The sequence below is a fragment of the Bradyrhizobium sp. genome, assembly GCF_022844465.1.
Taxonomy (GTDB): Bacteria; Pseudomonadota; Alphaproteobacteria; order Rhizobiales; family Xanthobacteraceae; genus Bradyrhizobium.
Map to the genome: position 1 here is coordinate 75,279 of NZ_JALHLP010000015.1, position 24,573 is coordinate 99,851.

At 63.8% G+C, this 24,573-nt stretch carries 24 protein-coding genes and 1 pseudogene; 17 read left to right on the top strand and 8 right to left on the bottom strand.

Annotated features, from left to right (window positions below; genetic code table 11):
- The first annotated feature begins 31 nt into the window (after window positions 1-31).
- Together tilS and ftsH are read left to right on the top strand one after the other, a co-directional pair.
- The gene (gene tilS, locus Q0D31_RS19270) at window positions 32-1,069 is read left to right on the top strand and encodes a tRNA lysidine(34) synthetase TilS (RefSeq protein WP_291854509.1); all 1,038 of its coding nucleotides are present in this window, start codon (window positions 32-34) and stop codon (window positions 1,067-1,069) included.
- Between the two features lie 253 nt (window positions 1,070-1,322).
- Complete coding sequence (gene ftsH / locus Q0D31_RS19275) at window positions 1,323-3,245, top strand: ATP-dependent zinc metalloprotease FtsH (RefSeq protein ID WP_291854511.1); 1,923 nt, start codon at window positions 1,323-1,325, stop codon at window positions 3,243-3,245.
- A 91-nt stretch (window positions 3,246-3,336) separates the two neighbouring features.
- On the opposite strand, the gene Q0D31_RS19280 is transcribed toward ftsH, so the two are convergent.
- Window positions 3,337-4,836 (bottom strand): hypothetical protein, encoded by a 1,500-nt coding sequence (locus tag Q0D31_RS19280; protein ID WP_291854513.1) that lies wholly within the window; start codon window positions 4,834-4,836, stop codon window positions 3,337-3,339.
- 444 nt (window positions 4,837-5,280) lie between these two features.
- Between Q0D31_RS19280 and Q0D31_RS19285 the strand changes: the two genes are divergently transcribed.
- Window positions 5,281-5,955 carry a TetR/AcrR family transcriptional regulator gene (locus Q0D31_RS19285; protein WP_291854516.1) on the top strand — a complete coding sequence of 225 codons (675 nt, stop codon included), beginning with the start codon at window positions 5,281-5,283 and terminating at the stop codon, window positions 5,953-5,955.
- Window positions 5,956-6,076: 121 nt separating this feature from the next.
- Here the strand turns inward: Q0D31_RS19285 and pyk are convergent, their stop codons facing one another.
- Both pyk and Q0D31_RS19295 read right to left on the bottom strand, forming a co-directional pair.
- Window positions 6,077-7,513: a pyruvate kinase gene (gene pyk, locus Q0D31_RS19290; protein ID WP_291854518.1), complete on the bottom strand. Its 1,437-nt coding sequence runs from the start codon at window positions 7,511-7,513 to the stop codon at window positions 6,077-6,079.
- On the bottom strand, window positions 7,510-8,076 hold the full coding sequence (locus Q0D31_RS19295) for a DUF1036 domain-containing protein (RefSeq protein ID WP_291854520.1): 567 nt from the start codon (window positions 8,074-8,076) through the stop codon (window positions 7,510-7,512). Before Q0D31_RS19295 ends, pyk begins: the two co-directional genes overlap by 4 nt.
- Before the next feature lie 238 nt (window positions 8,077-8,314).
- On the opposite strand from Q0D31_RS19295, the gene Q0D31_RS19300 reads away from it, so the two are divergent.
- Complete coding sequence (locus Q0D31_RS19300) at window positions 8,315-8,617, top strand: DUF1244 domain-containing protein (RefSeq protein WP_291854522.1); 303 nt, start codon at window positions 8,315-8,317, stop codon at window positions 8,615-8,617.
- Between the two features lie 162 nt (window positions 8,618-8,779).
- Window positions 8,780-9,052 carry a DUF2312 domain-containing protein gene (locus Q0D31_RS19305; RefSeq protein ID WP_291854524.1) on the top strand — a complete coding sequence of 91 codons (273 nt, stop codon included), beginning with the start codon at window positions 8,780-8,782 and terminating at the stop codon, window positions 9,050-9,052.
- 76 nt (window positions 9,053-9,128) lie between these two features.
- Here Q0D31_RS19305 and Q0D31_RS19310 read toward each other — a convergent pair whose 3' ends face one another.
- The 5 genes from Q0D31_RS19310 to Q0D31_RS19330 form a co-directional block, all read right to left on the bottom strand.
- The gene (locus Q0D31_RS19310; protein ID WP_291854526.1) at window positions 9,129-10,739 is read right to left on the bottom strand and encodes a DUF882 domain-containing protein; all 1,611 of its coding nucleotides are present in this window, start codon (window positions 10,737-10,739) and stop codon (window positions 9,129-9,131) included.
- Between the two features lie 269 nt (window positions 10,740-11,008).
- Complete coding sequence (locus Q0D31_RS19315) at window positions 11,009-13,060, bottom strand: L,D-transpeptidase family protein (RefSeq protein WP_291854528.1); 2,052 nt, start codon at window positions 13,058-13,060, stop codon at window positions 11,009-11,011.
- Window positions 13,061-13,398: 338 nt separating this feature from the next.
- A complete protein-coding gene (locus Q0D31_RS19320; protein ID WP_291854530.1) occupies window positions 13,399-14,877 on the bottom strand; it encodes a sigma-54 dependent transcriptional regulator in 1,479 nt (492 codons plus the stop codon).
- A gap of 83 nt (window positions 14,878-14,960) precedes the next feature.
- Window positions 14,961-15,602: a TerC family protein gene (locus Q0D31_RS19325; RefSeq protein WP_291854532.1), complete on the bottom strand. Its 642-nt coding sequence runs from the start codon at window positions 15,600-15,602 to the stop codon at window positions 14,961-14,963.
- Window positions 15,603-15,718: 116 nt separating this feature from the next.
- Window positions 15,719-16,060, bottom strand: coding sequence for a hypothetical protein (locus Q0D31_RS19330; protein WP_291854534.1), 342 nt, complete (start codon window positions 16,058-16,060; stop codon window positions 15,719-15,721).
- 101 nt (window positions 16,061-16,161) lie between these two features.
- On the opposite strand from Q0D31_RS19330, the gene Q0D31_RS19335 reads away from it, so the two are divergent.
- The 12 genes and pseudogenes from Q0D31_RS19335 to Q0D31_RS19390 all read left to right on the top strand — a co-directional run bounded on the left by Q0D31_RS19335 (window position 16,162) and on the right by Q0D31_RS19390 (window position 24,409).
- Window positions 16,162-16,494 carry a helix-turn-helix transcriptional regulator gene (locus Q0D31_RS19335; protein WP_291854535.1) on the top strand — a complete coding sequence of 111 codons (333 nt, stop codon included), beginning with the start codon at window positions 16,162-16,164 and terminating at the stop codon, window positions 16,492-16,494.
- A complete protein-coding gene (locus tag Q0D31_RS19340) occupies window positions 16,491-16,934 on the top strand; it encodes a hypothetical protein (RefSeq protein ID WP_291854537.1) in 444 nt (147 codons plus the stop codon). Before Q0D31_RS19335 ends, Q0D31_RS19340 begins: the two co-directional genes overlap by 4 nt.
- Window positions 16,935-17,009: 75 nt before the next feature.
- Window positions 17,010-18,881, top strand: a complete 1,872-nt coding sequence (locus Q0D31_RS19345) for a M3 family oligoendopeptidase (protein ID WP_291854539.1) — start codon at window positions 17,010-17,012, stop codon at window positions 18,879-18,881.
- Window positions 18,882-19,014: 133 nt separating this feature from the next.
- Window positions 19,015-19,287 (top strand): AbrB family transcriptional regulator, encoded by a 273-nt coding sequence (locus Q0D31_RS19350; RefSeq protein ID WP_291854541.1) that lies wholly within the window; start codon window positions 19,015-19,017, stop codon window positions 19,285-19,287.
- On the top strand, window positions 19,284-19,670 hold the full coding sequence (locus Q0D31_RS19355; protein WP_291854543.1) for a type II toxin-antitoxin system death-on-curing family toxin: 387 nt from the start codon (window positions 19,284-19,286) through the stop codon (window positions 19,668-19,670). Before Q0D31_RS19350 ends, Q0D31_RS19355 begins: the two co-directional genes overlap by 4 nt.
- 93 nt (window positions 19,671-19,763) lie before the next feature.
- On the top strand, window positions 19,764-19,916 hold the full coding sequence (locus tag Q0D31_RS19360; RefSeq protein ID WP_291854545.1) for an aa3-type cytochrome c oxidase subunit IV: 153 nt from the start codon (window positions 19,764-19,766) through the stop codon (window positions 19,914-19,916).
- Window positions 19,917-20,052: 136 nt separating this feature from the next.
- Complete coding sequence (locus tag Q0D31_RS19365) at window positions 20,053-21,183, top strand: Re/Si-specific NAD(P)(+) transhydrogenase subunit alpha (protein ID WP_291854547.1); 1,131 nt, start codon at window positions 20,053-20,055, stop codon at window positions 21,181-21,183.
- Window positions 21,184-21,194: 11 nt separating this feature from the next.
- Complete coding sequence (locus Q0D31_RS19370; RefSeq protein WP_291854549.1) at window positions 21,195-21,500, top strand: proton-translocating transhydrogenase family protein; 306 nt, start codon at window positions 21,195-21,197, stop codon at window positions 21,498-21,500.
- A gap of 78 nt (window positions 21,501-21,578) precedes the next feature.
- Complete coding sequence (locus tag Q0D31_RS19375; protein ID WP_291854551.1) at window positions 21,579-22,976, top strand: NAD(P)(+) transhydrogenase (Re/Si-specific) subunit beta; 1,398 nt, start codon at window positions 21,579-21,581, stop codon at window positions 22,974-22,976.
- Window positions 22,977-22,992: 16 nt separating this feature from the next.
- Window positions 22,993-23,799 carry an alpha/beta hydrolase gene (locus Q0D31_RS19380; protein WP_291854553.1) on the top strand — a complete coding sequence of 269 codons (807 nt, stop codon included), beginning with the start codon at window positions 22,993-22,995 and terminating at the stop codon, window positions 23,797-23,799.
- Window positions 23,800-23,838: 39 nt separating this feature from the next.
- Window positions 23,839-24,066: pseudogene (locus tag Q0D31_RS19385) on the top strand (sodium:proton antiporter); the annotation flags it as partial.
- A 58-nt stretch (window positions 24,067-24,124) separates the two neighbouring features.
- Window positions 24,125-24,409, top strand: coding sequence for a cupin domain-containing protein (locus tag Q0D31_RS19390; protein WP_291854555.1), 285 nt, complete (start codon window positions 24,125-24,127; stop codon window positions 24,407-24,409).
- The last annotated feature ends 164 nt before the right edge of the window (window positions 24,410-24,573 follow it).

The window sequence follows — 24,573 nt, forward strand, 5'->3', positions numbered from 1 at the left end:
GTCCGGCCTCCGAGCAAACGCCGGTCCAGCCATGTCCAACGACGACCAATCCGCGATCTCGGCCGGCGACGCCAAACGTCTGTTTGCCGGCTGGAAGGCGGCGCCCGGGATCGTGCTGGCGGTCTCCGGCGGCCCCGATTCCATGGCGCTGATGTGGCTTGCGGCGCGCTGGCGTCGCGCGCTGGTGCGCGGGCCGCGATTGATTGCCGTCACCGTCGATCACGGTTTGCGGCCTGCAGCCGCGCGCGAGGCGCGCGACGTCAAACAACTCGCGCGCACGCTCGATATGCCTCATCGCACGCTGCGCTGGAGCGGCGTCAAACCGAAATCCGGATTGCCGGCCGCAGCTCGCGAGGCGCGCTATCGCCTGCTGGTGCAGGCGGCGCGGACTTGCGGCGCCACGCATATCTTCACCGCGCATACCCGTGACGACCAGGCCGAGACCCTGTTGATGCGAATGCTGCGCGGCAGCGGCATCGCCGGTCTTGCGGCGATGGCGCGCGAGACCGAGCGCGAAGGCGTCCGACTGGCGCGGCCGTTGCTGGACGTCCCGAAATCCCGGCTGGTCGCGACGCTCGGCAAGGCCAGGATCGCCTTCGCCGACGATCCCTCCAACGGCGATATCGCCTTCACCCGTCCCAGGTTACGGGCGTTGATGCCTGTTCTGGCCGAGGAGGGCGGCGACAGCCGAAGCCTGGCGCGGCTGGCCTCAAGGCTGGCGCGCGCGAATGCGGCAATCGAAGTGCTGGTCGATGGCGCCGAGCGTTACCTCGCGCTGAGGGACCGCCACGACGCCGCGCGCTTCGGCCTGGACGCGGCGGCCTTTGCCGGCCTGCCCGAGGAAGTCCGCCTTCGGTTGCTCAAGCGTTCGATCGACCGGGCCGGCCATGAGGGGAGCGCGGAATTGGGCAAACTGGAAGCCCTGCTGGCGGCGCTGGATCAGGCCATGGCTGAAGGCAAGGGACGGGCGAGGCTGAAGCAGACCCTTGCCGGGGCAGTGATCAGCCTGGCGGGCGAACGAATTTGTATCGGTTCTGCGCCGCCGCGCCGTGGCAGGAAGCCGGGATAACGCCCCGATACAGCGATAACCCCGCACAATTTGGCGATAGGCCTTAACCAGTCGGGAAAAAGCCTTGAATTCCACGCCGTTTTTGTCCGCTAATCGCGCCAGGATGCGTTAAATAGTCCTGTGCGGTTCCCTTGGCATTGACCCCTACGCCACCTAGATTGTTGGCAGTGGATCGGGGATCCTCGTCTCACTATTCGACGGACGACCGCCAAGGATATACGGCCGCGATCCGCGCGACCACGAAGGAAGATCAATGAACGCCAATCTGCGCAACTTCGCCCTCTGGGTCATCATTGTCTTGCTGCTGTTGGCATTGTTCACGCTGTTCCAGAATCCGGGACAGCGCGCGTCGGCGCGCGACATTTCGTTTTCAGAGCTGCTGAGTGAAGTCGATCAGAACCGCGTTCGCGATGTCGTGATCCAGGGCCCTGAAATCCACGGTACCTTCACCAACGGCTCCTCGTTCCAGACCTACGCGCCGAACGATCCGACGCTGGTTTCGCGGCTGTATAACGGCAAGGTTTCGATCACCGCGAAGCCGCCCGGCGACAACGTGCCGTGGTTCGTCTCGCTCCTGGTTTCCTGGCTGCCGTTCATCGCCTTGATCGGCGTCTGGATATTCCTGTCACGCCAGATGCAGGGCGGCGCCGGCAAAGCGATGGGCTTTGGCAAATCGCGCGCCAAGATGCTGACGGAAGCGCATGGCCGCGTCACCTTCGATGACGTCGCCGGTGTCGACGAAGCCAAGCAGGATCTGCAGGAGATCGTCGAATTCCTGCGCGATCCCGGGAAATTCCAGCGTCTCGGTGGCCGCATTCCGCGCGGCGTGCTGCTGGTCGGCCCTCCCGGAACGGGCAAGACCTTGATCGCGCGCGCGGTGGCGGGCGAGGCCAATGTGCCGTTTTTCACGATATCGGGTTCTGACTTCGTCGAAATGTTCGTCGGCGTCGGCGCCTCGCGCGTCAGGGACATGTTCGAGCAGGCCAAGAAGAATGCGCCCTGCATCATCTTCATCGACGAAATCGACGCGGTCGGCCGTCATCGTGGCGCCGGTCTCGGCGGCGGCAATGACGAGCGCGAACAGACGCTGAACCAGCTGCTGGTCGAGATGGACGGCTTCGAGGCCAACGAAGGCGTGATCCTGATTGCGGCGACCAACCGTCCCGACGTGCTCGATCCCGCGCTGCTGCGCCCCGGACGCTTCGACCGCCAGGTAGTGGTGCCCAATCCCGACGTCGTCGGCCGCGAGCAGATCCTCAAGGTTCACGTCCGCAAGGTGCCGCTGGCGCCGGATATCAACCTCAAGACCATCGCGCGCGGCACCCCCGGCTTCTCCGGCGCCGACCTGATGAACCTTGTCAACGAGGCGGCGCTGACCGCGGCGCGGCGCAACAAGCGCATGGTGACGCAGGCCGAGTTCGAGGAGGCCAAGGACAAGGTGATGATGGGCGCCGAACGCAAGTCGCTCGTCATGACCGAGGAAGAAAAATTGCTGACGGCCTACCATGAGGGCGGCCACGCCATCGTCGGCCTCAACGTCGTCGCGACCGACCCGATCCACAAGGCCACGATCATCCCGCGCGGCCGGGCGCTCGGTATGGTGATGCAACTGCCCGAGCGCGACAAGCTGTCGATGTCGCTCGAGCAGATGACATCGCGTCTCGCCATCATGATGGGCGGCCGAGTTGCCGAAGAACTGGTGTTCGGTCGTGAAAAGGTCACCTCGGGCGCGTCGTCGGACATCGAGCAGGCCACCCGGCTGGCGCGCATGATGGTGACGCGTTGGGGACTTTCCGAGGCGCTCGGCACTGTTTCCTACGGTGAGAACCAGGACGAGGTGTTCCTCGGAATGTCGGTGTCGCGCACCCAGAATGCTTCCGAGGCGACGGTCCAGAAGATCGATACGGAGATCCGACGGTTCGTTGAGGAAGGCTACAACGAAGCGACGCGTATTCTCACCGAGAAGCGCCAGGATCTCGAGACGCTTGCCAAGGGACTGCTCGAATTCGAGACGCTTTCCGGCGACGAGATTCAGGATTTGCTCAAGGGCAAGAAACCGAACCGCGAGTCGGTGTTGGAGCCGACCACCCCGCGCGCCTCGGCGGTGCCGCCGACCGGCAAGCCGCGGCCGCGGCCGGATCCCGACGCCGGCCTGGAGCCGCAACCGCAGGCTTGACGCAAGCTGGTTCGCCATCGAAATTGAAGTCTGCGAAACGGGCGCAATATGCGCCCGTTTCGTTGTGGATGGCCCGCTTGCTTCGAACCGGTCACTTCGGTGCGGCCGACGGCCTGGTCTTTCGCTGGTCGTCGCGGACGTGGATGACCGCGATGCTGTCCGAGTATAGTCGTTTCCAGCCTGGAAGATGATCCAGCACCTTGGTTGCCGGCAGGGTCGGCGCCAGCAGCGTGCCGTCGATCCTGTAGTCATCGAGTAGCCGCAACAGGGTCTCAACATCGGTGGCGGTCACGGCGTCGAAGTAGTCGAGCACGAACCTTTCGCCATAGAGTTCGGCGCGTCCGTCGATGAAAGCCTTGATGTCGCGGGACAGCAGATAGCCGCCAAACGGCGCCGTGTTGAAGACGCGTTCTATTCGGTGTTGCTGCAGAACCTCGACCGCCCTAACGGGCATCTGCGCCTCGAGGAACTTGACGGGGTGGTAGGCGACGAAAGCCTTGGTGCACGCCCATCCTGCCACCGCGAGCACTGCCAGCATCATGACATGCGAGCGGACCCGGTTCTCCCGGGCCGGAACGAGTGTCTGGAGCGTTCCCAATTGTTCGGCGAACGGCTTGGCCAGGACCAGCGGCGCTATGAACGCGAAGATTTCGATGTTCCGGGCATGCGAGAGGGCCATCCAGAGCAGGCCCAACAGCAGCATGATCCTCGGCACTGACAGGGTGAGGCCGCGATAGAAGGCGAAGCCGATCAGCCCGAGCAGGGTGAGCTGGAAGAAGCTCCAGGTCGCGAAGTTCGCCGGCATCCATTCCCAGATCATCGACAGCAGCTTACCGAGGCTCAAAATCTTCGCCGCGCCCAATAACGTGTTCCAGCCATAGGGGGTGCAGCAGCAGGCAACCACCGCAGCGATACCGAACAGGGTCCACCGCGCGGCAAGCGCGATGCGATCCTTGCGCTGGCAGTTCCAGATCGCCTCCAGCCCAATTGGTCCGATCAGTGCTATTCCCAGCACAAAGCCGCCGTGGAGATTGGCCCACAGCGCCAGCAGGGGCAGCAGCAGCCAGGACGGCGCGCTACGCCGATCGGCGGCCGCCAATAGCCCGCCAAGAAACGCCACCATGACAGGGAAGGCCAGCATGTGCGGGCGGGCCAGGAAGTGCGTCGCCGATTCCAGCACCGCCAGCGTCACCAAAAGGATCGTGCGGGCCGGATCCAGATAGCCGTCCATCAAATGCATGAAGATCGCAACCGTCGTCCCGATCGCGACCGAGGTCAGGATCACGGGGCCGGCCCAGCCCAGCGCCCCATAGGCGCCGGCGAACAGCACTTGCGAGAGCCAGGAGCTCGATATCCACGGCTCGCCAAACCGTGTGAAGGAATGGACGTCCGTGTAGGGCATCGCCCCATGCTCGACGATCCACTGCCCGATCCTGATCTGCCAGAGCGTGTCGGAATCCCGCAACAGGATTTCGCCCAGGGATAGAAAGATCAGATAGGCGGTCGCGCCGGCAAGCCATGGCATGGCGGCCCGCGCCATGCTGCGGGTGTTTGCATCACCGGCGATCGGGTTGGCGTAGGAAATGGACATCGGTTTCTTGGGTTGGTGTGACGGGCGCAAGACAAGTCGCCAAGACTCTCGCTACCAGACCATGGCCGCCATATATTCGGGTGAATTGCCGACCGGCGCGGCCGCATAATGACGATGTTTGGCGAAGAAGCCGTTAACCGGGCAGGCCAGCGCTTCAGTCAGAATTTACCATCGTGACGAAGCACGAAGTTTCGAAGGCAGATGCCAACCACGGCGCGAGCCACGTCAACAAACACGTGGGCGCATCGAGCGGGCGACGGCCCAGCCCTTCATCGCGCACCAGGTCGTGCGCGAAGCCCGGACCGTCATAATTGCTTCTTGTCAGCCAGCATGAATAGTTGTTCACTTCTTCGAGGCGAGAACAACGCTTCTCGCTGAAACAATGAACAAACGAGCGTTCCAGGGCCGTTCGGCTTGCCGGGGCGCCGGGACGGAACATTGCGCATGGTGTACAGGCGGACCCATCAGGTCGTGAAACGGCTGGCGGCGCGGCGCAGCGCCATCCTGGCGGCGGCGCGGGACGCCGCGGTTGATGGCGGCATCGCCGCGGTGCAGATCGCGCCGGTCGCGATTCGCGCCAACGTCGCGGCCGGTACCGTCTACCGCTACTTTCCCTCGAAGGCCGAGCTGATTTCAGAACTGATCGCCGAGGTCTCGCGCGATGAGTTGATGGCGATCCGCCGCGCGGCGGATGCCGCTCCCGGGCCGTCCTCGGCCCTCGCGGCCGCCGTCACGACGGTTGCCGTGCATGTATTGTCACAGCGCAAGCTTGCCTGGGGCATTCTGGCCGAGCCGGTTGATGTCGACGTGAGCGCGTCGCGGCTCGCCAGCCGCCGCGACATCGCCGGCGAGATTGCCGCGCGGATCGACGCTGCGGTGCGCGCCGGTCATCTGCCGGCGCAGGACACGGCGCTCGCCGCAACCGCGCTGCTGGGCGCGCTGCATGAATCCCTCGTCGGTCCCCTGGCGCCTGACAATCTGGATGATCCCGCGCGGCTTCGCGACGCCGTGCAAACCGTCACCTTGCTGGCGCTGCGTGCCGTCGGCGTGATGGACGCCCGCGCCCGCGGCCTCGTGGTGCAGGCGGTGCTGCCGGCAAGGACACTGGTCGGGGCCTAGAGCATGATCCGGAAAAGTGTGTAGCGGTTTTCCGAGAAGATCATGCTCAAACGAAGAACTGGTGTCATCTCGCTCCAGCGCGCCGGGCTACGCTGGCGCGCGGCAAGGGCAGGGCTCACCCTCACTTCCTGGTCTCTTCCTCCGGCCCGACATAGGCGATGCGTACCATGTTGGTGGTGCCGGGGATGCCGAGCGGCACGCCAGCGACGATGATGACGCGCTGGCCGGCCTTGGCGAAGCCGTCGCGGAAGGCAATCGAGCCGGCGCGATCGACCATGTCGTCCTGATCGTGGGCGTCTTCCGCCACCACGCAATGCACGCCCCAAACGACTGACAATTTACGGCCCGTCGCCAGGTTGGGTGTGATCGCCACCACCGGCGGCTTCGGCCGCTCGCGCGCCACGCGGATCGCGGTCGAGCCTGACGAGGTCCAGCAGATGATGGCGGACAATTCCAGCGTTTCGGCGATCTGCCGCGCGGCGTCGGCGATGGCGTCGCCGACCGTATTCTCCGGCTCGGGCCGCTGCGCCGACAGCACCGAGCGATAGGTCGGATCGCGCTCCACTTCCTCGCCGATACGGTTCATGGTCGAAACAGCCTCGACCGGGAACTTGCCGGCCGCGGACTCTGCCGACAGCATGATGGCGTCGGCGCCCTCATAGACGGCGGTCGCGACGTCGGAAACTTCGGCGCGCGTCGGCACCGGCGAGTGGATCATCGATTCCAGCATCTGCGTCGCGATCACCACCGGCTTGCCGGCGCGGCGCGCCATCCGCGTCATCTGCTTCTGCAGGCTCGGTACCCGTTCGAGCGGCAGTTCGACGCCGAGATCGCCGCGCGCCACCATCAGCGCGTCGGAGGCTTCGATGATCTCGCCGAGCCGGTCGATCGCCTGCGGCTTTTCAATCTTTGCCATCACTGCGGCGCGGCCGCGGATGATCCGCTTGGCCTCGTTGACGTCCTCGGCGCGTTGCACAAAGGACAGCGCGACCCAGTCGATCCCGGTGGCAAGGGCCGCGTCGAGATCGAGGCGGTCTTTCGGCGTCATCGCCGACACCGGCAGGTCGGTGTCGGGCAGGCTGACGCCCTTGCGATCCGACATCTTCCCGCCGATCACTACCCGCGTCACCGCGCGTTCCGGTGAGGTCTCCTCGGCGATCAGGCGAACCTTGCCATCGTCGAGCAGCAGTGCATGGCCCGGCCGCAGCGCCGAGAGTATTTCCGGATGCGGCAATTGCACGCGGCTGTTGTCACCGGGCGTCTTGTCGGAATCGAGTACGAAGCTCTGGCCGTTCTTCAGCTGGGTAGAGCCTTCGGCGAACGCACCGAGCCGAAGCTTCGGTCCCTGCAGATCCACCAGGATGCCGATCGGGCGGCCATAGCTGGACTCGACATTGCGGATGGTCTTGACGAGCTCGCGCATCTTGTCGTGCGGGGTATGGCTCATATTGATGCGGAACACGTCCGCGCCGGCCTCGAACAGCTTCCGGATCATCGCGCTGTCCGACGATACCGGGCCGAGCGTCGCGAGAATCTTGATCCTGCGCAGCCTTCTCATTGCTTGGGCGCCGGCGGCAGACCCGGCACGCCCGGCGGGTTGGACAGGCCGGGAACCCCGCTGGGTCCCACGGTGCCCGGTATTCCAGGCACGCGCTGCGCCGGCTGCTCGTTGGCTTCGGTCAGTTGCACGGTCCAGGCTCGCTGTTCGCCGGTATCGACCTCGAAGAAGCCAGTGCGGTCATAGCCCCGCGCCAGGCAGTTTTCGGTGCCCTTGATGGTGAATTCCTTGTCGCGCGAACACATGAATGCCTGTCCGGACCATTCACCGCCGCGGTCGTAATCCAAAGCGTAGATGTAATAGTAGCGTGCGACAAGCGTGCCACGCAGCAGCGTCTCGCAGCTGCGCGAGGACACGTTCCACCAGCCTTCCGTGGTCCAGCCCTCGGCGTCCTTGTAGCCGAGCGCAATGCCGACGCGGCTGGAAGTGTTGTTGCAGAGCCGGAAATCGGCCGCCGCGGGATTGCTCCACAGGCACGCCGCCGCCAGCGCGAGCGCCGGCACCGGTCCGCAGGCAACGCGAGCGGAACGGGAGTTCGGGCGGTGGGAATTTCTTGCAGTCATCAGGCGAAGCTATATCAAATGATTGACGATTTCGCGTAACCCGGGCGAGCCTGTCAACGGCAGGAAAGAGGTTTCCTGCGCCTGCTGGAGACCACGAGGCTTGTCCGGGATTTTCTGTTTGCGCGCCGATATGGCAAAATCTGTGACAATTCCCACCTGATATCAATATGCCCGGCGCCATCGGGAAAACTGCATTGTGCCTTTCCGGGACAGGCTCGCCAACACGGGGTCAACGGCCATGACGATCGACGACAAAGCCCGAACCGAACTGGAAGCCGCGGTGTTCCGGCGGCTGGTCAGTCATCTGCGTACCCGCACCGACGTCCAGAACATCGACCTGATGAATCTGGCCGGCTTCTGCCGCAACTGCCTCTCGAACTGGATGAAGGAAGAGGCCGACGCCAAGGGCATCGCCGTCAGCAAGGACGACAGCCGGGAAGCGGTTTACGGCATGCCGTATGAGGAATGGAAATCGAAATTCCAGGGCACGGCCACGCCCGAGCAGATCGCGGCGATGAAAACGGCGCAGGGCGGGCACTGATTCCCGACCGCGCCCACCTTCCTGTGGGTGCGCTGTGGATGAGCGCGATGGTGCCTTGACGCAGGGTCCTGCGATCTTGAGGGTCAATCCGGAAAGGCGCCGTGCGCTATCGCGTGCGGCGCCTGATCTTTCTGCCCCTTCAGTTCCAATCAGGAGTAACCGATGGCCACCACCGCTGCCGCCGTCCAGGAAGCGCCCGCGACGAAATTCGCCAAGGACCAGCTCAAGGCCATCATCGAGCGCATCGAGCGTCTGGAAGAAGAAAAGAAGACGATCTCCGACGATATCCGCGACGTCTATGCCGAGGCCAAGGGCAACGGCTATGACGTCAAGGCGTTGCGCACCATCGTACGCCTGCGCAAACAGGACGCCAACGAACGGGCCGAACACGAGACCATCCTGGAAACCTACATGCAGGCGCTTGGAATGCTGTAGCGGCGCGACGCGCGGTTCTTTCCGAGCCGCAAGCCACCGACACTGCGGTGGGAGCGTCACGCCCGGCAATGAGCGCCTATCGTAGCGCGGCGGTGCGCAGCACGAAAGATTGGGTGGCGAGTCTGGCGGTCGCCGATCCCGCGAAGCGGTCGCACGCCATGCCCATCATCGGATCTTCCGAGAACGACATGGCGATCGTGGCCTGCGGCTTGACGAAGTAGCTGCGCATCTGGGTCATCTCGGTATCGCCGAATACCGTGGTCGACATTGCGGTGCTGGCGCTGGGCGCCAGCATCACGACGCGCATCCAGACATTCTCGTTGCCTTGCGCGGGGGCAAGTCGGGCCGACGTGGTGACGACGCCGTCGGGGCCCGGCGCGGTCCCCTGGACTCCCTTGGCGACCACGGTGTTGATCTCAATTGCAGAGGCGTTGCGCGCCGGGCGAACCGTCCGCGGGACCGGCGCGGCGGCGGCGACGATGCTGGAGCGATCGACCGGGGCGACAGCGGCCGGCGCATAGGCCAGCGCCTTCTTGAACGCTTCGGTAACGCTGGCGGTCGGCTGCGGATCGGCGGCGGCGAAGGCCTCGCGTGCCCGCAGCGCGGCGATCTGGGCGGGCGTGGCCTGGGTCGCCGTGGTCGGCACATTGTCCCAGAAGCCGCGGGCATTGATGATATCGGCCGGCGTCTGCGGTTTCGGCTCAGCCTGCTCGGCGGAAACCGGCTTGGCTTGTTTCGCCTCAGGCTTCGGCTCGACCCGGGACTTGAGCGCCGGCACGATCTGGGCGTCGGCCGAGGCCAGCTGGATGGTCGTCGCCACCGCGGGCTTGGCGCGCGGTGTCGGAACCGGATCCGCGGTTTTCGCGGGCGTAGCCTTCTCGTTCCTGACGGAAGCGCCGCCCTCGTCGTCCTCTTCGGTCGACTTGCCGCCTCTGAATAACGCGGCGAACAGGCTGGGCTTCCTGGCGGCGCTGGAGGCATCCTCGCCATTGCCTCGGCGTTCGATGTCGGCGCGGGCGAGCTCATAGCCCTTCAGCGGGCCGCCATTGGCCGGGAGGTGGACGGTGCGTCCGTCCGGGAACAGCCTGGCCAGTTGGTCGTGGGTCATGCGCGGCCAGTGACGGACGCTACCCGTGTCGACATGGACGAACGGCGACCCCGAGGTCGGATAGAAGCCAACACCGCCGCGCTGCAACCTCAGCCCGGCGTGGCGGACCTGCTCCAGCGACACGTCCGGAATGTAGAAGTCCATGGCCTGGCCGCGCATGTGCTGGCTGAAGCGCGCCACGCCCGATGAGCGGCGGCGGAGCATGGAGTTGGTGGCGGGGGAGCGGTAGGCGGAGATGATCTGGATCGGCTTCTTGCCGTCGACGTCGCGGTAGACTTCCCAGAGGATGTCGAAGAGCTGACGATCCATCGTGGTTTGGTCCTGGCTGCGCCAGTCGCGAAGGAAATGATTGAGCTTCTTGAGCGCCTCTTCGTCATAGCGGCCGTCGCGCTTGAAGGTGACGGAGAGGTCTTCGCCGGAATGAGTATGGTGGAAGGAAAGGGTGCGGGTCTCGTTGAGGGCCGTCGCATCATGCACCGAGCCGGCTCCGGCCAACAGCAGCAGCGATGTCAGGCCGATCCGAGATCCGGCCTTTGGCAAAGCAAGCGAATTGAATTGGCGCGCGAAACCAGCCAGCACGTATGAAGCCCACCCAATCGACGAGCATTCACGGAGTTCTCTTGCAGACCCCAGCAAAAGAGGGTGAACGCTTTCTTAAAGCGGGATGACTTATTTGCCGTCCCGCCCCCAAATCAGCCTTAACCTAACCCGTTGACTGTGGCGAAAAAGCGCCCAGGGCCGGGTTGGAGGTGGATAATGGTTAACGTAAACCGACCAGCCAGAACGCGAGGTGGTTGATTATGCTCCGGAATTTTTCCTGAGCATAATCCGGAATGCGGCCATGCGTACTAGCGGGTGAACCGCTGTTGCGTCCGGCGGCCGACCGGGGCGGGCGGCGTCGGTGGCCCTCCGAACAGGCGCTCGAAGAACGAGGGCCCGGACGAGTAGCTGCTGTCGCCGGCGAAGTTGACCCCCGCAGGAAAGGGGTCTCTCGGACGCGCGTAATTCGGCTGGGCATGGGAGACCACCATCTCCAGGTCCTTGTTGCGCGTGTTCTTGAGCAGCGCGATCATCGCCGCGTCGCGGCCGTAGATATCCTTGCGGATCTGCAGCTTTCCGGCGTCATCGACGAAAGCGGTCTGGTAGGTGATGTGGACCGGAATCGCCGTCGGGAATTTCAGGTCGATCTCGCTGCGGCCGTACATGCTGCGAATCTTTTCCGGAGAATAGCGCTCGTTCGGCATCACGATGTTGAGCAGGGTGGCCGCATATTGATCCGGATTTTGCACCCGCATGCAACCATGGCTGAACGCGCGCTCTTCCTTGGCGAACAGGTGCTTGTCAGGCGTATCATGCTGATACACCAGGTACTTGTTGGGAAAGTTGAAGCGGATCCGGCCGAGCGCGTTGGCCTCGCCCGGCGGCTGCGAAATATGGATGCTGCCGTCCCGGCGGCGCTCAAGCCTCATGCCCATGCGATCCAGCACCGTCGGATCCTGCTGCAGGGCCGGCAGGTATTCGTTGTAGATGATCGACGGCGGCACGTTCCAGGTCGGGTTGACGGTGATGAACTTCATCGTTTCCGTCAGCAGCGGCGTGGCGTGCTTTCCCGGCTTGCCTGTCACCACCCGCGTGGTCCAGAGCGGGGCTTCGTTCTGCATCACCTTGAGGGTGAAGTCGGGGATGTTCAGAATGACATAGGCGTTGCCGATCGAGGCCGCGCCAAGCTGGCGCGGCAGCCAGCGCCAACGCTCCATGTTGACGAGCACGGTATCGATCTGCCGATCGCGTTTCGGGCTGTTGAGGGCCTTCACCGTGCGGTCGTCGAGCACCCCGGTCGGCTTGAGATCGACGCTCTCCTGGAACTTGCGGACGGCCGCGGCGACTTTGGCGTCGTATTTCGTATCTTCCGCATCCTCGGTAATGCCGAGCTTGGCGCGCAGCTGGGGCACGCGCGGATCCTCCGGGATGACTGCCGGCTGCTTCTTGGAGGCGGCCTTGAAGGCCAGCGCCGGTCCCTCGTCGATCCGCGCCACCGGTCCCTCGCCCTGTCCGCGCAACTCAGCGAGCTTCGCCTTCAGTTCCTTGTAGAGCTTGTGCGGCGGGTTGTAGCTGGCCAGCGCGGCCGAACTGTCCTTGGCGGTCGCGATATTGGCCAGAACTTCTACGGGATCGGTCGGGTGTTCGGGATAGAGGACGTCAGCCGAAAGCTGCGACCAGTGCATCCGGCCGCTCTGCGCCTGGCGCGCATAGTCGAGCATGCTGGCGGTCAGCTTCAATTCGGCCTCGGCCAACTGATCCGGCGACGCCGCGGCGGCAGCGAAATCCGGTACCTGATAGTCGGCCGGATCGAGCCCCTCGGCGGCGGCATCCCTGAGGCGGGCGATGACGCCGTTGCCGCCAGCGGTCAATTTGCCCGCCTGGGTCCATTGCGGCGCGTATTCTCGCGCCGCATAGAATTTGTCGACGGCGACCCGCTCGTTCTTGCGATCGAAATAGCGCAGCGATTTTGCCGCCAGCAACTCGCGCAATCTCTCGGCGACCGGCTGGTCGGCGGGCGCGACGTTGCTCGCCGCCTTCAACGGCTCCCCGGCGGGTTCGACGCCGGGTGGTGTCGCGGCCGCCGCAGGCGAGGTGACCGTTTCGGCCGGCCTCGGTTCTTTGGCGGTGTCGGGCACGGACGCGGTGGATTCAAGCTTGAAATCGCCGATCCCGGGAGGCGGGAGGTTTGCGGGTTCGGGACGGGGGATTGCCGCATCGATCGCCAGTTCGGCGGCGCTGGCGCGGGGTGCGGTCGACTGGGCGGCCAGCGCCGTGGTCGCAGAAACCGTGAGGAGTGTCGCCGCGACGGCCATCAGCACGCGGTCCAGCCCGGCACGGTTCGTCGAACAGTCACGCATCGTCACACCCCCTTGGGCCAAACTGCCCCGGCATGGAACAGTCGGTCGCTATTGTTCGTCACAGCTTGCGCGGGAAAGCGCCGGCCTTGAGCGGTTCGGTCGGTACGCCTGCACTTCAACGCAGGATACATGCGCCCCTTTCATGCAGCCAGCGCCATGCGGGGCAACTCACGACAAACTGACATCCAACAACCCGTGAGCCGTCGGCTAGCGCGGTTTTGCCACGCCGCAGGACATTTGTCTGTCACCTGCAAGCCACGGTTCAAAGCTTCTAAGGTAGCTCATCTCCTTGGTCTGTCACAAATTTTGCCACCTCGGCGCCACAATCCCCGGTTCAGTCAGTTGGCGTCTTCTGATCCGCCCTCGGCCGGGTCGGCGGTCTCATCAAGTTTCCGATAGAGCGTCGAGCGGCCGATCTTGAGCCGGCGCGCAACCTCGGACATCTGCCCGCGATAGTGCGAAATCGCGAAGCGGATGATCTCATATTCCATGTCCTCGAGCGGCCTTACCTCGCCGTGCTCGTTGAGCATCGCGAGGGCACCGGGACCGTCAAGATTCTTCGGTATCAAACTACCTGTGATCATGGCTGGCACCGTCGACGGCGCGACTACCAACGGCTCGCTGTGGGCGTGGGCTGCGGATCCGGCCGCGTGCGGGAAGTCTTCCAGGCCGAGCTGGTCGCTTTCGCTCATGACCACAGCGCGGTAGACCGCGTTTTCGAGCTGCCGGATGTTGCCGGGCCAGTCGAGTCGGGCGAGATGCGCCATGGCCTCGCCGCTGATGCCGGTGATGGCGCGGTTCTCTTCGGCGGCAAAGCGCGCGAGGAAATGGCGCAGCAAATGCGCGATGTCCTCGCGCCGCATCCGCAGCGGCGGGATAGTCAGCGGCAGCACGTGCAGCCGATAGAACAGGTCCTCGCGGAAGGCGCCGTTCTTCACGAGGTCGAGCAATCTGCGATTGGTCGCGGAAATGATTCGAACATCGACCTTCAGCGGTTTGCGACCGCCCACCGCCTCGATCGTTCCTTCCTGCAGGGCGCGTAGCAGCTTGACCTGCGCGGCCAGCGGCAATTCTCCGACCTCATCGAGGAACAGCGTGCCCCCTGAGGCGTCGACGAACTTTCCCATGTGACGTTCGGTGGCGCCGGTAAAGGCGCCCTTCTCGTGACCGAACAGAATCGACTCCACGAGGTTGTCGGGAATGGCGCCGCAATTGACCGCGATGAAAGGTTTCGACTTGCGTTCGCCGCTGCCGTGAATCGCGCGTGCAAACAATTCCTTGCCGACGCCGGATTCGCCTTCGACCAGTACCGGAATGCTGGAAGCGGCAGCCTTCTGCGCGGTGCGCAGCACGCCGGCCATGGTTTCGCTGCGGGTGACGATATCTGCGAATGTGAGCCGGCCTTCGCGACTATGGCGGATGCGTTGCAATTCGCCCTTGAGCGCGCTGGTGTTGAGCGCGTTGCGCAGAGACACCTGCAGTCGTTCCAGGCCAACCGGTTTGACGACGAAATCCTGCGCGCCGGCGCGCATCGCCGAAACCACATTGTCGATACCGCCATGGGCAGTCTGCACGATGACCGGGATGCTAAAGCCCGCTTCACGCATTCTCGCGAGCACGCCGAGCCCGTCGAGGCCGGGCATCACGAGGTCGAGCACGACCGCATCGATCGTCGGCGAGTCGGCGGCTGTGAGCAGGGCCATGGCCGCATCGCCGCTATCAACGACAAGCGGCTCGTAGCCGCACCTCTGCACCATGTTTTCGACCAGGCGGCGCTGCACCGCGTCGTCATCGGCAATCAGGATGGTGGCAGCCATGCTTTACCCCGAACGTTACCACTGTATCGAATCGGGGCACTCTGGCCGATGCCTGTTAACGTCCGCTTAATAGCTGGGGGCGGTTAGACCTTGAGGTATGGCCAAATCTCCACTGCGCCGCGATAGCTCATGTCCAGCGCCACATAGAGGATGATCACCAGGCCGACATAAGCGACCCAGCGATGTTTTTCGAGGATGCGCGCTATAAAGCTGGCGGCAAAGCCCATCAGCGCAATGGAGAGCGCCAAACCGAATATCAGGATCACCGGGTGTTCGCGCGCGGCGCCTGCCACGGCGAGCACGTTGTCGAGCGACATCGACACGTCGGCGATGGTGATCTGCCATATGGCCTGGCCAAGCGTTTTCTGATGCCCGCCCGGGGCGGCGGCATCCATCGTGCTCGCCGATGACAGATCATGAAGCTTTGGTTGGTGATGTGAGTGTCGCAACTCGCGCCACATCTTCCAGGATACCCAGAGCAGCAATATGCCGCCGGCGAGCAACAGTCCGATGATTTGCAGCAATTGGACCGTGATGGAGGCAAATCCGATCCGCATCAGCGTGGCGGCCAGAATGCCCACCAGAATCGCCTTCTTGCGCTGGCCCTCGGGCAGGCCAGCCGCCGCCAGCCCGATGACGATCGCATTGTCGCCGGCAAGCACCAGGTCGATCATGATGACCTGGAAAAGTGCTGTCATGTATTGTGAGGTGATCATCTCAAACATCGGGGGCCACTCCGTTTAAAGTCCAATCCGACATCGCAGTTCACGCGAACTGCCAGAGGGGCCCGGGCTTGGACGAATACCTAAGAACGCAGTCGAGCTGCGGAAAACTGTTCCCGCTACTCAGGTTGATCTGACAGGCCGAAAAGCCCGATCGTCTGTTCCGGCTCGATCAGAACGGACAGGACAATGCCGATGAACGTCAGGCTGCCGGCGAGATCGAACCACATGGTTCGCAAACGATCGCGCCGACAAACCAATGCGAAACCGGCCGTCACCGCACCAGCCACGAACAGGATTGTTACTACCGCAGGCGCTAACGCTTCCGCGGGCACGGCGTTCCGGATCGCGAGGGCGGCAACCAGAGCCACCAGCAGGGTCCCGGCCATCAGCTCCTTGGCGCGCGCGAGGTTTTCTCGGCGTCGGCTTCGGGCAATCTCTCGGCGGTCTGCGAAAGCCATGCGATTTTGCTGTCCTGCCCGAGCTTCCGCGGGTTAAGGGTGTGAAATTATGATAGGGAACTTCACGGGTTCCGGAATTCCATTTCGGTAGTTTAGTAATCATGAAACAAGTAAAACATCAAGATATTTTGACTGGACGGCCTCGGGACAAGGTCGTCCCGGAAGCGCGGCGATTACGGAAACAGGCGGGGGATTGGCTCAAGCAGGCCCGGGCTGAGGCCGGACTGTCGCAGGCGGATCTGGCGGCGCGCCTTAACCTGAAATATTACACGTTCATCTCACAGGTCGAAAACGGGTTCAGCCGGGTGCCTACCGAAATCATGGGCGCTTGGGCCAGCGAACTGGGGCTTGAACAGGCCAAGTTCGCTAAGCATCTTTTGATGTACTATGAGCCGGAGCTGTACCGGTTGTTGTTTGGAGCAGAAAGCAAATGAGCGTGGTTGCGTTCAAACGCCAACAGGACGCCCGGGCGTGGAGCGAGCGGGAATTGAACACTATCGTCGCGGCGCTGAATGCAGCGCTGGCGCCGTCGGCCGGCCGCGGCTGGGAAACCGGGATGACTGACAGCGGCGATGCCCAGTTCTATCTGCTGGGCCCGCGTCCGGATCAGAACTGCGAGTTGTGTGTGTCCCGGATCGGGAGGCTCTATGTTCTAGAGGATGGATCGGGCCGGCTGCTGTTCGAGCACCCAAGCCTCGATCTCGTCGCATTGCACGCACGGGCTGCGGTCCCGTCCACGTCGCGACTGATGGTTCGGGTGATAGGGGTGTGGTTTGCGGTGAAGAGCGTGGTTCAGGAAAAGCTCGAGCCCGTACTGGTGGAGACCGAAGAGCTGCTGGTCCAGTTCGGACCGCAACTTGTGGCTTTCGCCTGACCATCCCGTTGATTTAACCGCCACGTCAATTTGATCGTCACGTCCGTCGATGGTCTCTCCACTCTGAAAGTGTTCATGAAATCCGCGACATCCCGTTCCGGCACGACGACCCGCAAAGTCGCCATCGGCAAGCAGGCCACCGTCCGCAAGGTGACGGCCGTCAAACCGAAAAGCGGCAAGCTGCCGGAATGGAACCTGGCCGATCTCTATACCGGCATCAGCGCCCCCGAGGTCGCGCGCGATTTGCAACAGATGGACGCGGACTGCGTCGCGTTCGAGGCCGACTACAAGGGCAAGCTGGCGGCAGGTGTGGCCGGGGAAGACGGCGGCCGCTGGCTCGCCGAAGCGGTGCGGCGCTACGAGGCGATCGACGACCTGGCGGGCCGGCTCGGCTCCTTTGCCGGCCTGGTTCATGCCGGCGACAGCGTCGATCCCGTTATCTCCAAGTTCTACGGCGATGTTTCCGAGCGGCTGACGGCAGCCTCGGTGCATCTGCTGTTCTTTGCGCTCGAGCTCAACCGCATCGACGATAGCGCGATCGAGCGCGCCATGCAGACGCCGGAACTGGCGCATTACCGTCCCTGGATCGAGGATCTGCGCAAGGACAAGCCCTACCAGCTCGAGGATCGCGTCGAGCAACTGTTCCATGAAAAATCCCAGAGCGGTTACGCCGCCTGGAATCGGCTGTTCGATCAGACTATTTCCGGGCTGCGCTTCAAGGTCGGTGGCAAGACGCTTGCGATCGAGCCGACGCTCAGCCTGTTGCAGGACCGCGCGCCGGAAAAGCGCAAGGCGGCGGGGCAAGCCCTGGCGACGACCTTCAAGGACAACGAGCGAACCTTTGCCCTCATCACCAACACGCTCGCCAAGGACAAGGAAATCTCCGATCGCTGGCGCGGCTTCCAGGATGTCGCGGATTCGCGCCATTTGAACAACCGCGTCGAGCGCGAGGTCGTCGACGCGCTGGTCGGTTCGGTGCGCGCGGCCTATCCGCGGCTCTCGCACCGCTACTACAATCTGAAAGCCGGCTGGTTCAAAAAGAAGAAGCTCGCGCATTGGGACCGCAATGCGCCGTTGCCGTTTGCGGCGACCGGCACCATCGCCTGGCCCGAGGCCAGGGATATGGTGCTGACCGCCTACCGCGGCTTCTCGGACGAGATGGCGGCGATCGCGGAGCGCTTCTTCACCGATCGCTGGATCGACGCGCCGGTGCGGCCGGGCAAGGCGCCGGGCGCGTTCTCGCACCCGACCACGCCGTCGGCGCACCCCTATGTGCTCATGAATTACCAGGGCAAACCGCGCGACGTGATGACGCTCGCCCATGAACTCGGTCATGGCGTGCATCAGGTGCTGGCCGCCAGGAACGGCGCGCTGATGGCGCCGACGCCGTTGACGTTGGCCGAGACCGCCAGCGTGTTCGGCGAGATGCTGACCTTCAAGCGGCTGCTGTCGCAGACCCGGAACGTCAGGCAACGCCAGGCGCTGCTCGCCGGCAAGGTCGAGGACATGATCAACACCGTGGTGCGGCAGGTCGCGTTCTATTCGTTCGAGCGCGCAATTCATACCGAACGCAAGGGCGGCGAGCTAACCGCCGAGCGGATCGGCGAGATCTGGCTCAGCGTGCAGGGCGAAAGTCTCGGACCCGCCATCGACATCCGCCCGGGCTACGAGAATTTCTGGATGTACATTCCGCATTTCATCCATTCGCCGTTCTACGTCTACGCCTACGCGTTCGGCGACTGCCTCGTTAACTCGCTTTATGCCGTCTACGAAAATGCCTCCGACGGCTTTGCCGAGCGCTATCTGGCGATGCTGGCCGCCGGCGGCACCAAGCACTATTCCGAACTGCTCCAGCCGTTCGGGCTCGACGCCAGGGACCCCAAATTCTGGGACGGCGGGCTGTCGGTGATCTCAGGCATGATCGACGAGCTGGAAACCATGAGTTGACGCGTGGGCACACCTTCCGAAGGGCGTTTTCGATCCTGCGGACATCCCTTTCCCTGCCGCCCGTCAGCAGTAAAACATCTGTTGAACAATGGCCTCGATAGTGTTATACGATCTGTATAACGGAGTTTGATCAATGAACGAGAAGCCCAAGATCGAGTCCGAGGTCCGCGGCCAAGTTATTGGAACCGTTGAGATCAAGAAGATTGGAAATTCGTCGGGACTTATCCTCTCCAAGGATGTGCTTGCGCGGATGAATGCCAGTATCGGCGATAAGCTGTATGTCACTCTGACGCCGGATGGCGGTTTCCGGTTGACCCCTCATGACCCGGATTTCGAGAAGGCCATGGAAGTCGCTCGGCGTGGCATGAAGCGCTATCACAATGCCTTGGCTGAACTGGCCAAATGACCGAGCCGTTTTGGCTCACCCGTCAGATCATCGTCGCAATTCACGACGAGCAACTTGCGATCCACGGCGGCGCCAGCGGATTGCGCGACGAAGGCATGCTCGAATCGGCGCTCGACCGGCCGAAAAACCGGTGGGCCTATGAGCAGGCTGAACTGGCCGAGTTGGCTGCAGCCTATGCGTTCGGCATCGCGCGCAATCACCCGTTTGTGGACGGCAACAAGCGCACCTCGCTGCTGGCGCTCTATACATTTCTCGGCGTTAACGGCATCGAATTTGTTGTGCCGGAAGCAGAGGCGGCGGCCATCATCCTGGCGCTCGCCGCCGGCGAGGTCAGCGAGGAAAGCCTGACCCGCTGGATCCGGGACAACTGGCCTTCGGCATGACCCGATAAGCGGGGAGGAGGCGCGCAGGCCGTTGCCCCGACAGGCGCTTTGCGGTAATTGCACCGAGAATTCTGGACTGGACGGGGGATACCGATGGCAGAGCATAAAGAAGCGGCCTACACCACCGCTGACGGCAACGACTATGCGGCGCATGAGCAAACCTACGAAGGCTTCATCATGCTGGTCAAATACGGCACCGCGGCCGTTGTCATCATCGTCGCCTTGATGGGCTTCTTCCTGACCTGACGCATCGCTTCCAGCGCCGCCACCGCTGGCGGCAGCCAGGACTTGCACGCCGTCCGGTTACGAAACCGGTATCCAACTCAGCGAAAAAAACGCTAGTTTGCTTGCGCGCGCACCCGCCGTGCCGCCGGGAGGCCCCATGAAGATTGCGATTGCCAAGGAAATCGATCCGTCCGAACCGCGGGTGGCGGCATCTCCCGACACCGTCAAGAAGTACAGGGCGATCGGCGCCGAAGTCGCGATCGAGCCGGGCGCGGGCATCAAGTCGGGCCTGCCGGATTCCGAATTCAGCGCGGTGGGCGCCACCGTCAGCGCCGACGCGCTCAAGGATGCCGACATCATCATCAAGGTGAGGCGGCCGGAAGCCTCCGAGCTTTCGCAGTACAAGCGCGGCGCGCTGGTGATCGCCATCATGGACCCTTACGGAAACGAGGCGGCGCTGAAGACGATCGCGGAGGCCGGGGTCTCGGCGTTCGCGATGGAGTTGATGCCGCGGATCACCCGCGCGCAAGTGATGGACGTGCTGTCGAGCCAGGCCAACCTTGCAGGCTACCGCGCGGTGATCGAGGCGGCCGAGGCGTTCGGCCGCGCCTTCCCGATGATGATGACGGCGGCCGGCACCATTCCGGCGGCGAAGGTGTTCGTGATGGGCGTCGGCGTGGCCGGCCTGCAGGCGATCGCGACGGCGCGCCGGCTCGGCGCCGTGGTCACCGCGACCGACGTGCGGCCGGCGACCAAGGAGCAGGTCGAATCGCTCGGCGCCAAGTTCCTCGCGGTCGAGGACGAGGAATTCAAGAACGCCCAGACCGCCGGCGGCTACGCCAAGGAAATGTCTCGGGAATACCAGGCCAAGCAGGCGGCATTGACCGCCGAACACATCAAGAAGCAGGACATCATCATCACCACGGCGCTGATCCCCGGCCGCCCGGCGCCACGGCTCGTCACTTCGGCGATGGTGAAGTCGATGAGGCCCGGCTCGGTGCTGATCGACCTCGCCATCGAGCGCGGCGGCAATGTCGAGGGCGCGAGGCCCGGCGAAGTCGTCGAGACCGACGGCGTCAAGATCGTCGGTTACACCAATGTCGCCGGCCGCGTGGCGCAGTCGGCCTCGAGCCTTTACGCCCGCAACCTGTTTTCGTTCATCGAGACCCTGGTCGACAAGCCAAACAAGGCGCTTGCGGTCAATTGGGATGATGAACTGGTGAAGGCCACGGCGCTGACCCGGGACGGCGCCGTCATTCATCCGAACTTCCAGCCCAAATCCGCCTGAGGAGAGCCGCCATGGATGCCGTCAGTCCCTTCGTGTTCCAGCTCTCGATCTTCGTGCTTGCGGTTTTCGTCGGCTATTTCGTGGTCTGGTCGGTGACCCCGGCGCTGCACACGCCGCTGATGTCGGTGACCAACGCGATCTCCTCGGTGATCGTGGTCGGCGCGCTGCTCGCGGTTGGCGTTCCCATGATCTCCAGCGGCAGCGGCTGGGCGCGCGGCTTCGGCTTCATCGCGCTGATCTTTGCCTGCGTGAATATCTTCGGCGGCTTCCTGGTCACCCAGCGCATGCTGGCGATGTACAAGAAGAAGGCCAAGTGAGCGGTCAAGTGAGCGGTCAAGTGAGATGGCGGGCGCGCGGCGTGCACCTCGCGGTGACGAAGACAATGGGGACCTGAGATGAACGCCAATCTGGCTGCACTGCTGTATCTCGTGGCGGGCGTGCTCTTCATCCTGTCGTTGCGCGGGTTGTCCAGTCCGGCGACGTCGCGCCAGGGCAATCTGTTCGGCATGATCGGTATGGCGATCGCGATCGCCACTACGCTCGCGAGCCATCCGCCGGCGGACGGGCTGGCGTGGCTGCTGGTCGTGCTGGGCATCGCCATCGGCGGCGGCGTCGGCGCCGTGATCGCGCGCCGGGTGCCGATGACCTCGATGCCGGAACTGGTCGCCGCGTTCCATTCGCTGGTCGGCATGGCGGCGGTGCTGGTGGCGGCCGGGGCGTTCTATGCGCCCGAGGCCTTCGGCATCGGCAAGCCCGGCGCCATTCACGCCGCGAGCCTGGTTGAAATGTCGCTCGGCGTCGCCATCGGCGCGCTCACCTTCACCGGCTCGGTGATCGCGTTCCTGAAACTGTCGGCGCGGATGAGCGGCGCGCCGATTATCCTGCCATTCCGCCACGTCATCAACATCGCGCTCGCGCTGGCGCTGGCGTTCTTCATCTTCGGCCTCGTCCGCTCCGGCAGCGCGATCGACTTCTGGCTAATCACCATCATCGCGCTGGTGCTCGGCGTACTGATGATCATCCCGATCGGCGGCGCCGACATGCCGGTCGTGATCTCGATGCTGAATTCCTATTCCGGCTGGGCCGCCGCCGGCATCGGCTTCACGCTCGGCAATTCCGCGCTGATCATCACCGGCGCGCTGGTCGGCTCCTCCGGCGCGATCCTGTCCTACATCATGTGCCACGCGATGAACCGCTCCTTCATCTCGGTCATTCTCGGCGGCTTCGGCGGCGAAACCGTTGCCGCGGGCGGCGGGGGCGGCGAACAGCGGCCTGCAAAGCTCGGTTCGGCCGACGACGCCGCCTTCATCATGAAGAATGCCTCCAAGGTCATCATCGTGCCCGGCTACGGCATGGCGGTGGCGCAGGCCCAGCATGCGCTGCGCGAAATGGGCGATCTGCTGAAGAAGGAAGGCGTCGAGGTCAAATACGCGATTCACCCGGTCGCGGGCCGGATGCCCGGCCACATGAACGTGCTGCTGGCCGAAGCCAACGTGCCCTATGACGAGGTGTTCGAGCTGGAGGACATCAATTCCGAGTTCGCGCAGGCCGACATCGCTTTTGTGATCGGCGCCAACGACGTCACCAATCCGGCGGCCGAGGACGACAAGACCTCGCCGATCTACGGCATGCCGGTGCTGCAGGTCTGGAAGGCGGGCACCGTGATGTTCATCAAGCGCTCGCTGGCGTCGGGTTATGCCGGCATCGACAATCCGCTGTTCTATCGCGACAACACCATGATGCTGCTCGGCGACGCCAAGAAGGTCACTGAAAGCATCGTCAAGGGGTTGTAGCCCCGCGCAGGAAGCAATGACCGCCCTGAAATGGATCTTGATGGTCGTCTCAGTCGGTTACGTCTGCGGTCTCGCTGTGCTGTTCCTGGCGCAGCGCGCTGTCCTGTTTCCGGTTCCGACAACGCAGCGCATCTCGCCCCAGCAGGCCGGCTTTCCGGCGGCCGAGGAGCATGTGCTGACGACGGCGGACGGCGAGAAGGTCGTCCTCTGGCATGTTCCGGCGGAGCCGGGCCGCCCCGTCATTCTCTACTTCCACGGCAATGGCGACTATCTCGCCGGATTCTTCGGCCGCTTCCGCGACATCATTGCCGACGGGACCGGTGTGGTCGCCTTGTCCTATCGCGGTTACGCCGGATCGAGCGGACAACCGAGCGAGCGTGGATTACTGCAGGATGCGGCCGCCGCCTACGCCTTCACGACGGCGCGATACAGCGCGGACCAGATCGTCGTCTGGGGGTTTTCGCTCGGCAGCGGCGTCGCGGTGGCATTGGCGGCTGACCAGCCCGTCGGCAAGCTGATCCTGGAAGCGCCCTACAGCTCGATCGCCGATGTCGCAGCCTCCGCGTTCTGGTTTGCGCCGGTACGGCTGCTGATGCGGGATCAGTTCCGTTCCAGCGAGCGCATCGGGCGGGTCAAGGCTCCGCTGCTCGCCATGCATGGCGCGCAGGATCCGACGATACCCATCGTGTTCGGCGAGCGGCTGTTCGAACTGGCGCAGGAACCGAAGCAGTTCGTCCGGTTTGCCGAAGGCGGCCACAACGATCTGGACAGTTTCGGAGCAGTCGAAGCCGCGCGCCGGTTCATCGACGCCGCCAAAGGTTGAGGGATGGCATGGTGGGCGTATCGTTGAGATGCGCAGGCATTGATGAACGAATACTCCGGGACGCTCGCCGCGATTTCGATGGGCGCCGACTATATGGGCGCGCTTACCTATATCGGGAACGCGCCGAACCTGATGGTCGCGGCCATTGCGACCGAACGGGGGATCAGGGTGCCGAGTTTCTTCGGATATCTGGTTTGGGCGTCCGCGATTCTTTTCCCGATCTTTCTGCTGCTGACTTTGCTGCCGCTCGCGCCGGTTCTCGGATAGTCTGCAACGCGCTAGTTGGAGAATCTCAAGTTAACCTTTCACCCGGAGACCGATAACCATGCTCAACGCCAAGTCCGAGGTTCAGGTCGATACGCCCGAAGTCCGCGTCACCGAATGGCGGCTGGCGCCGGGTAGCGCTACCGGCCATCACACCCATGAGATGGACTATGTGATCGTGCCAGTGACATCGGGCGAAATGACCATTGTCGCGCCGAACGGCGACCGCTCCAAGGCGCAGCTCGGGGTCGGCAAGTCCTATTTCCGCAAAGCCGGCGTCAAGCACGACGTGCTCAATGAAACCGCGAGCGAAATCGTGTTCCTGGAGGTCGAGCTGAAGCCGTGACCAGCCGGCGGCGACCTGTTGGGAATGCGGGATCGCGCCGCGGCCGGCGTTAACCTTTGAGAAACCAGAACCGCGCTTTTCGCGTCGCGGCTGCCTGGGGACCGCCAACTGGCCCACCGGGAGCGCCAATTGCCACCGATCCGTCGCAGTTGATCCCTCAATGC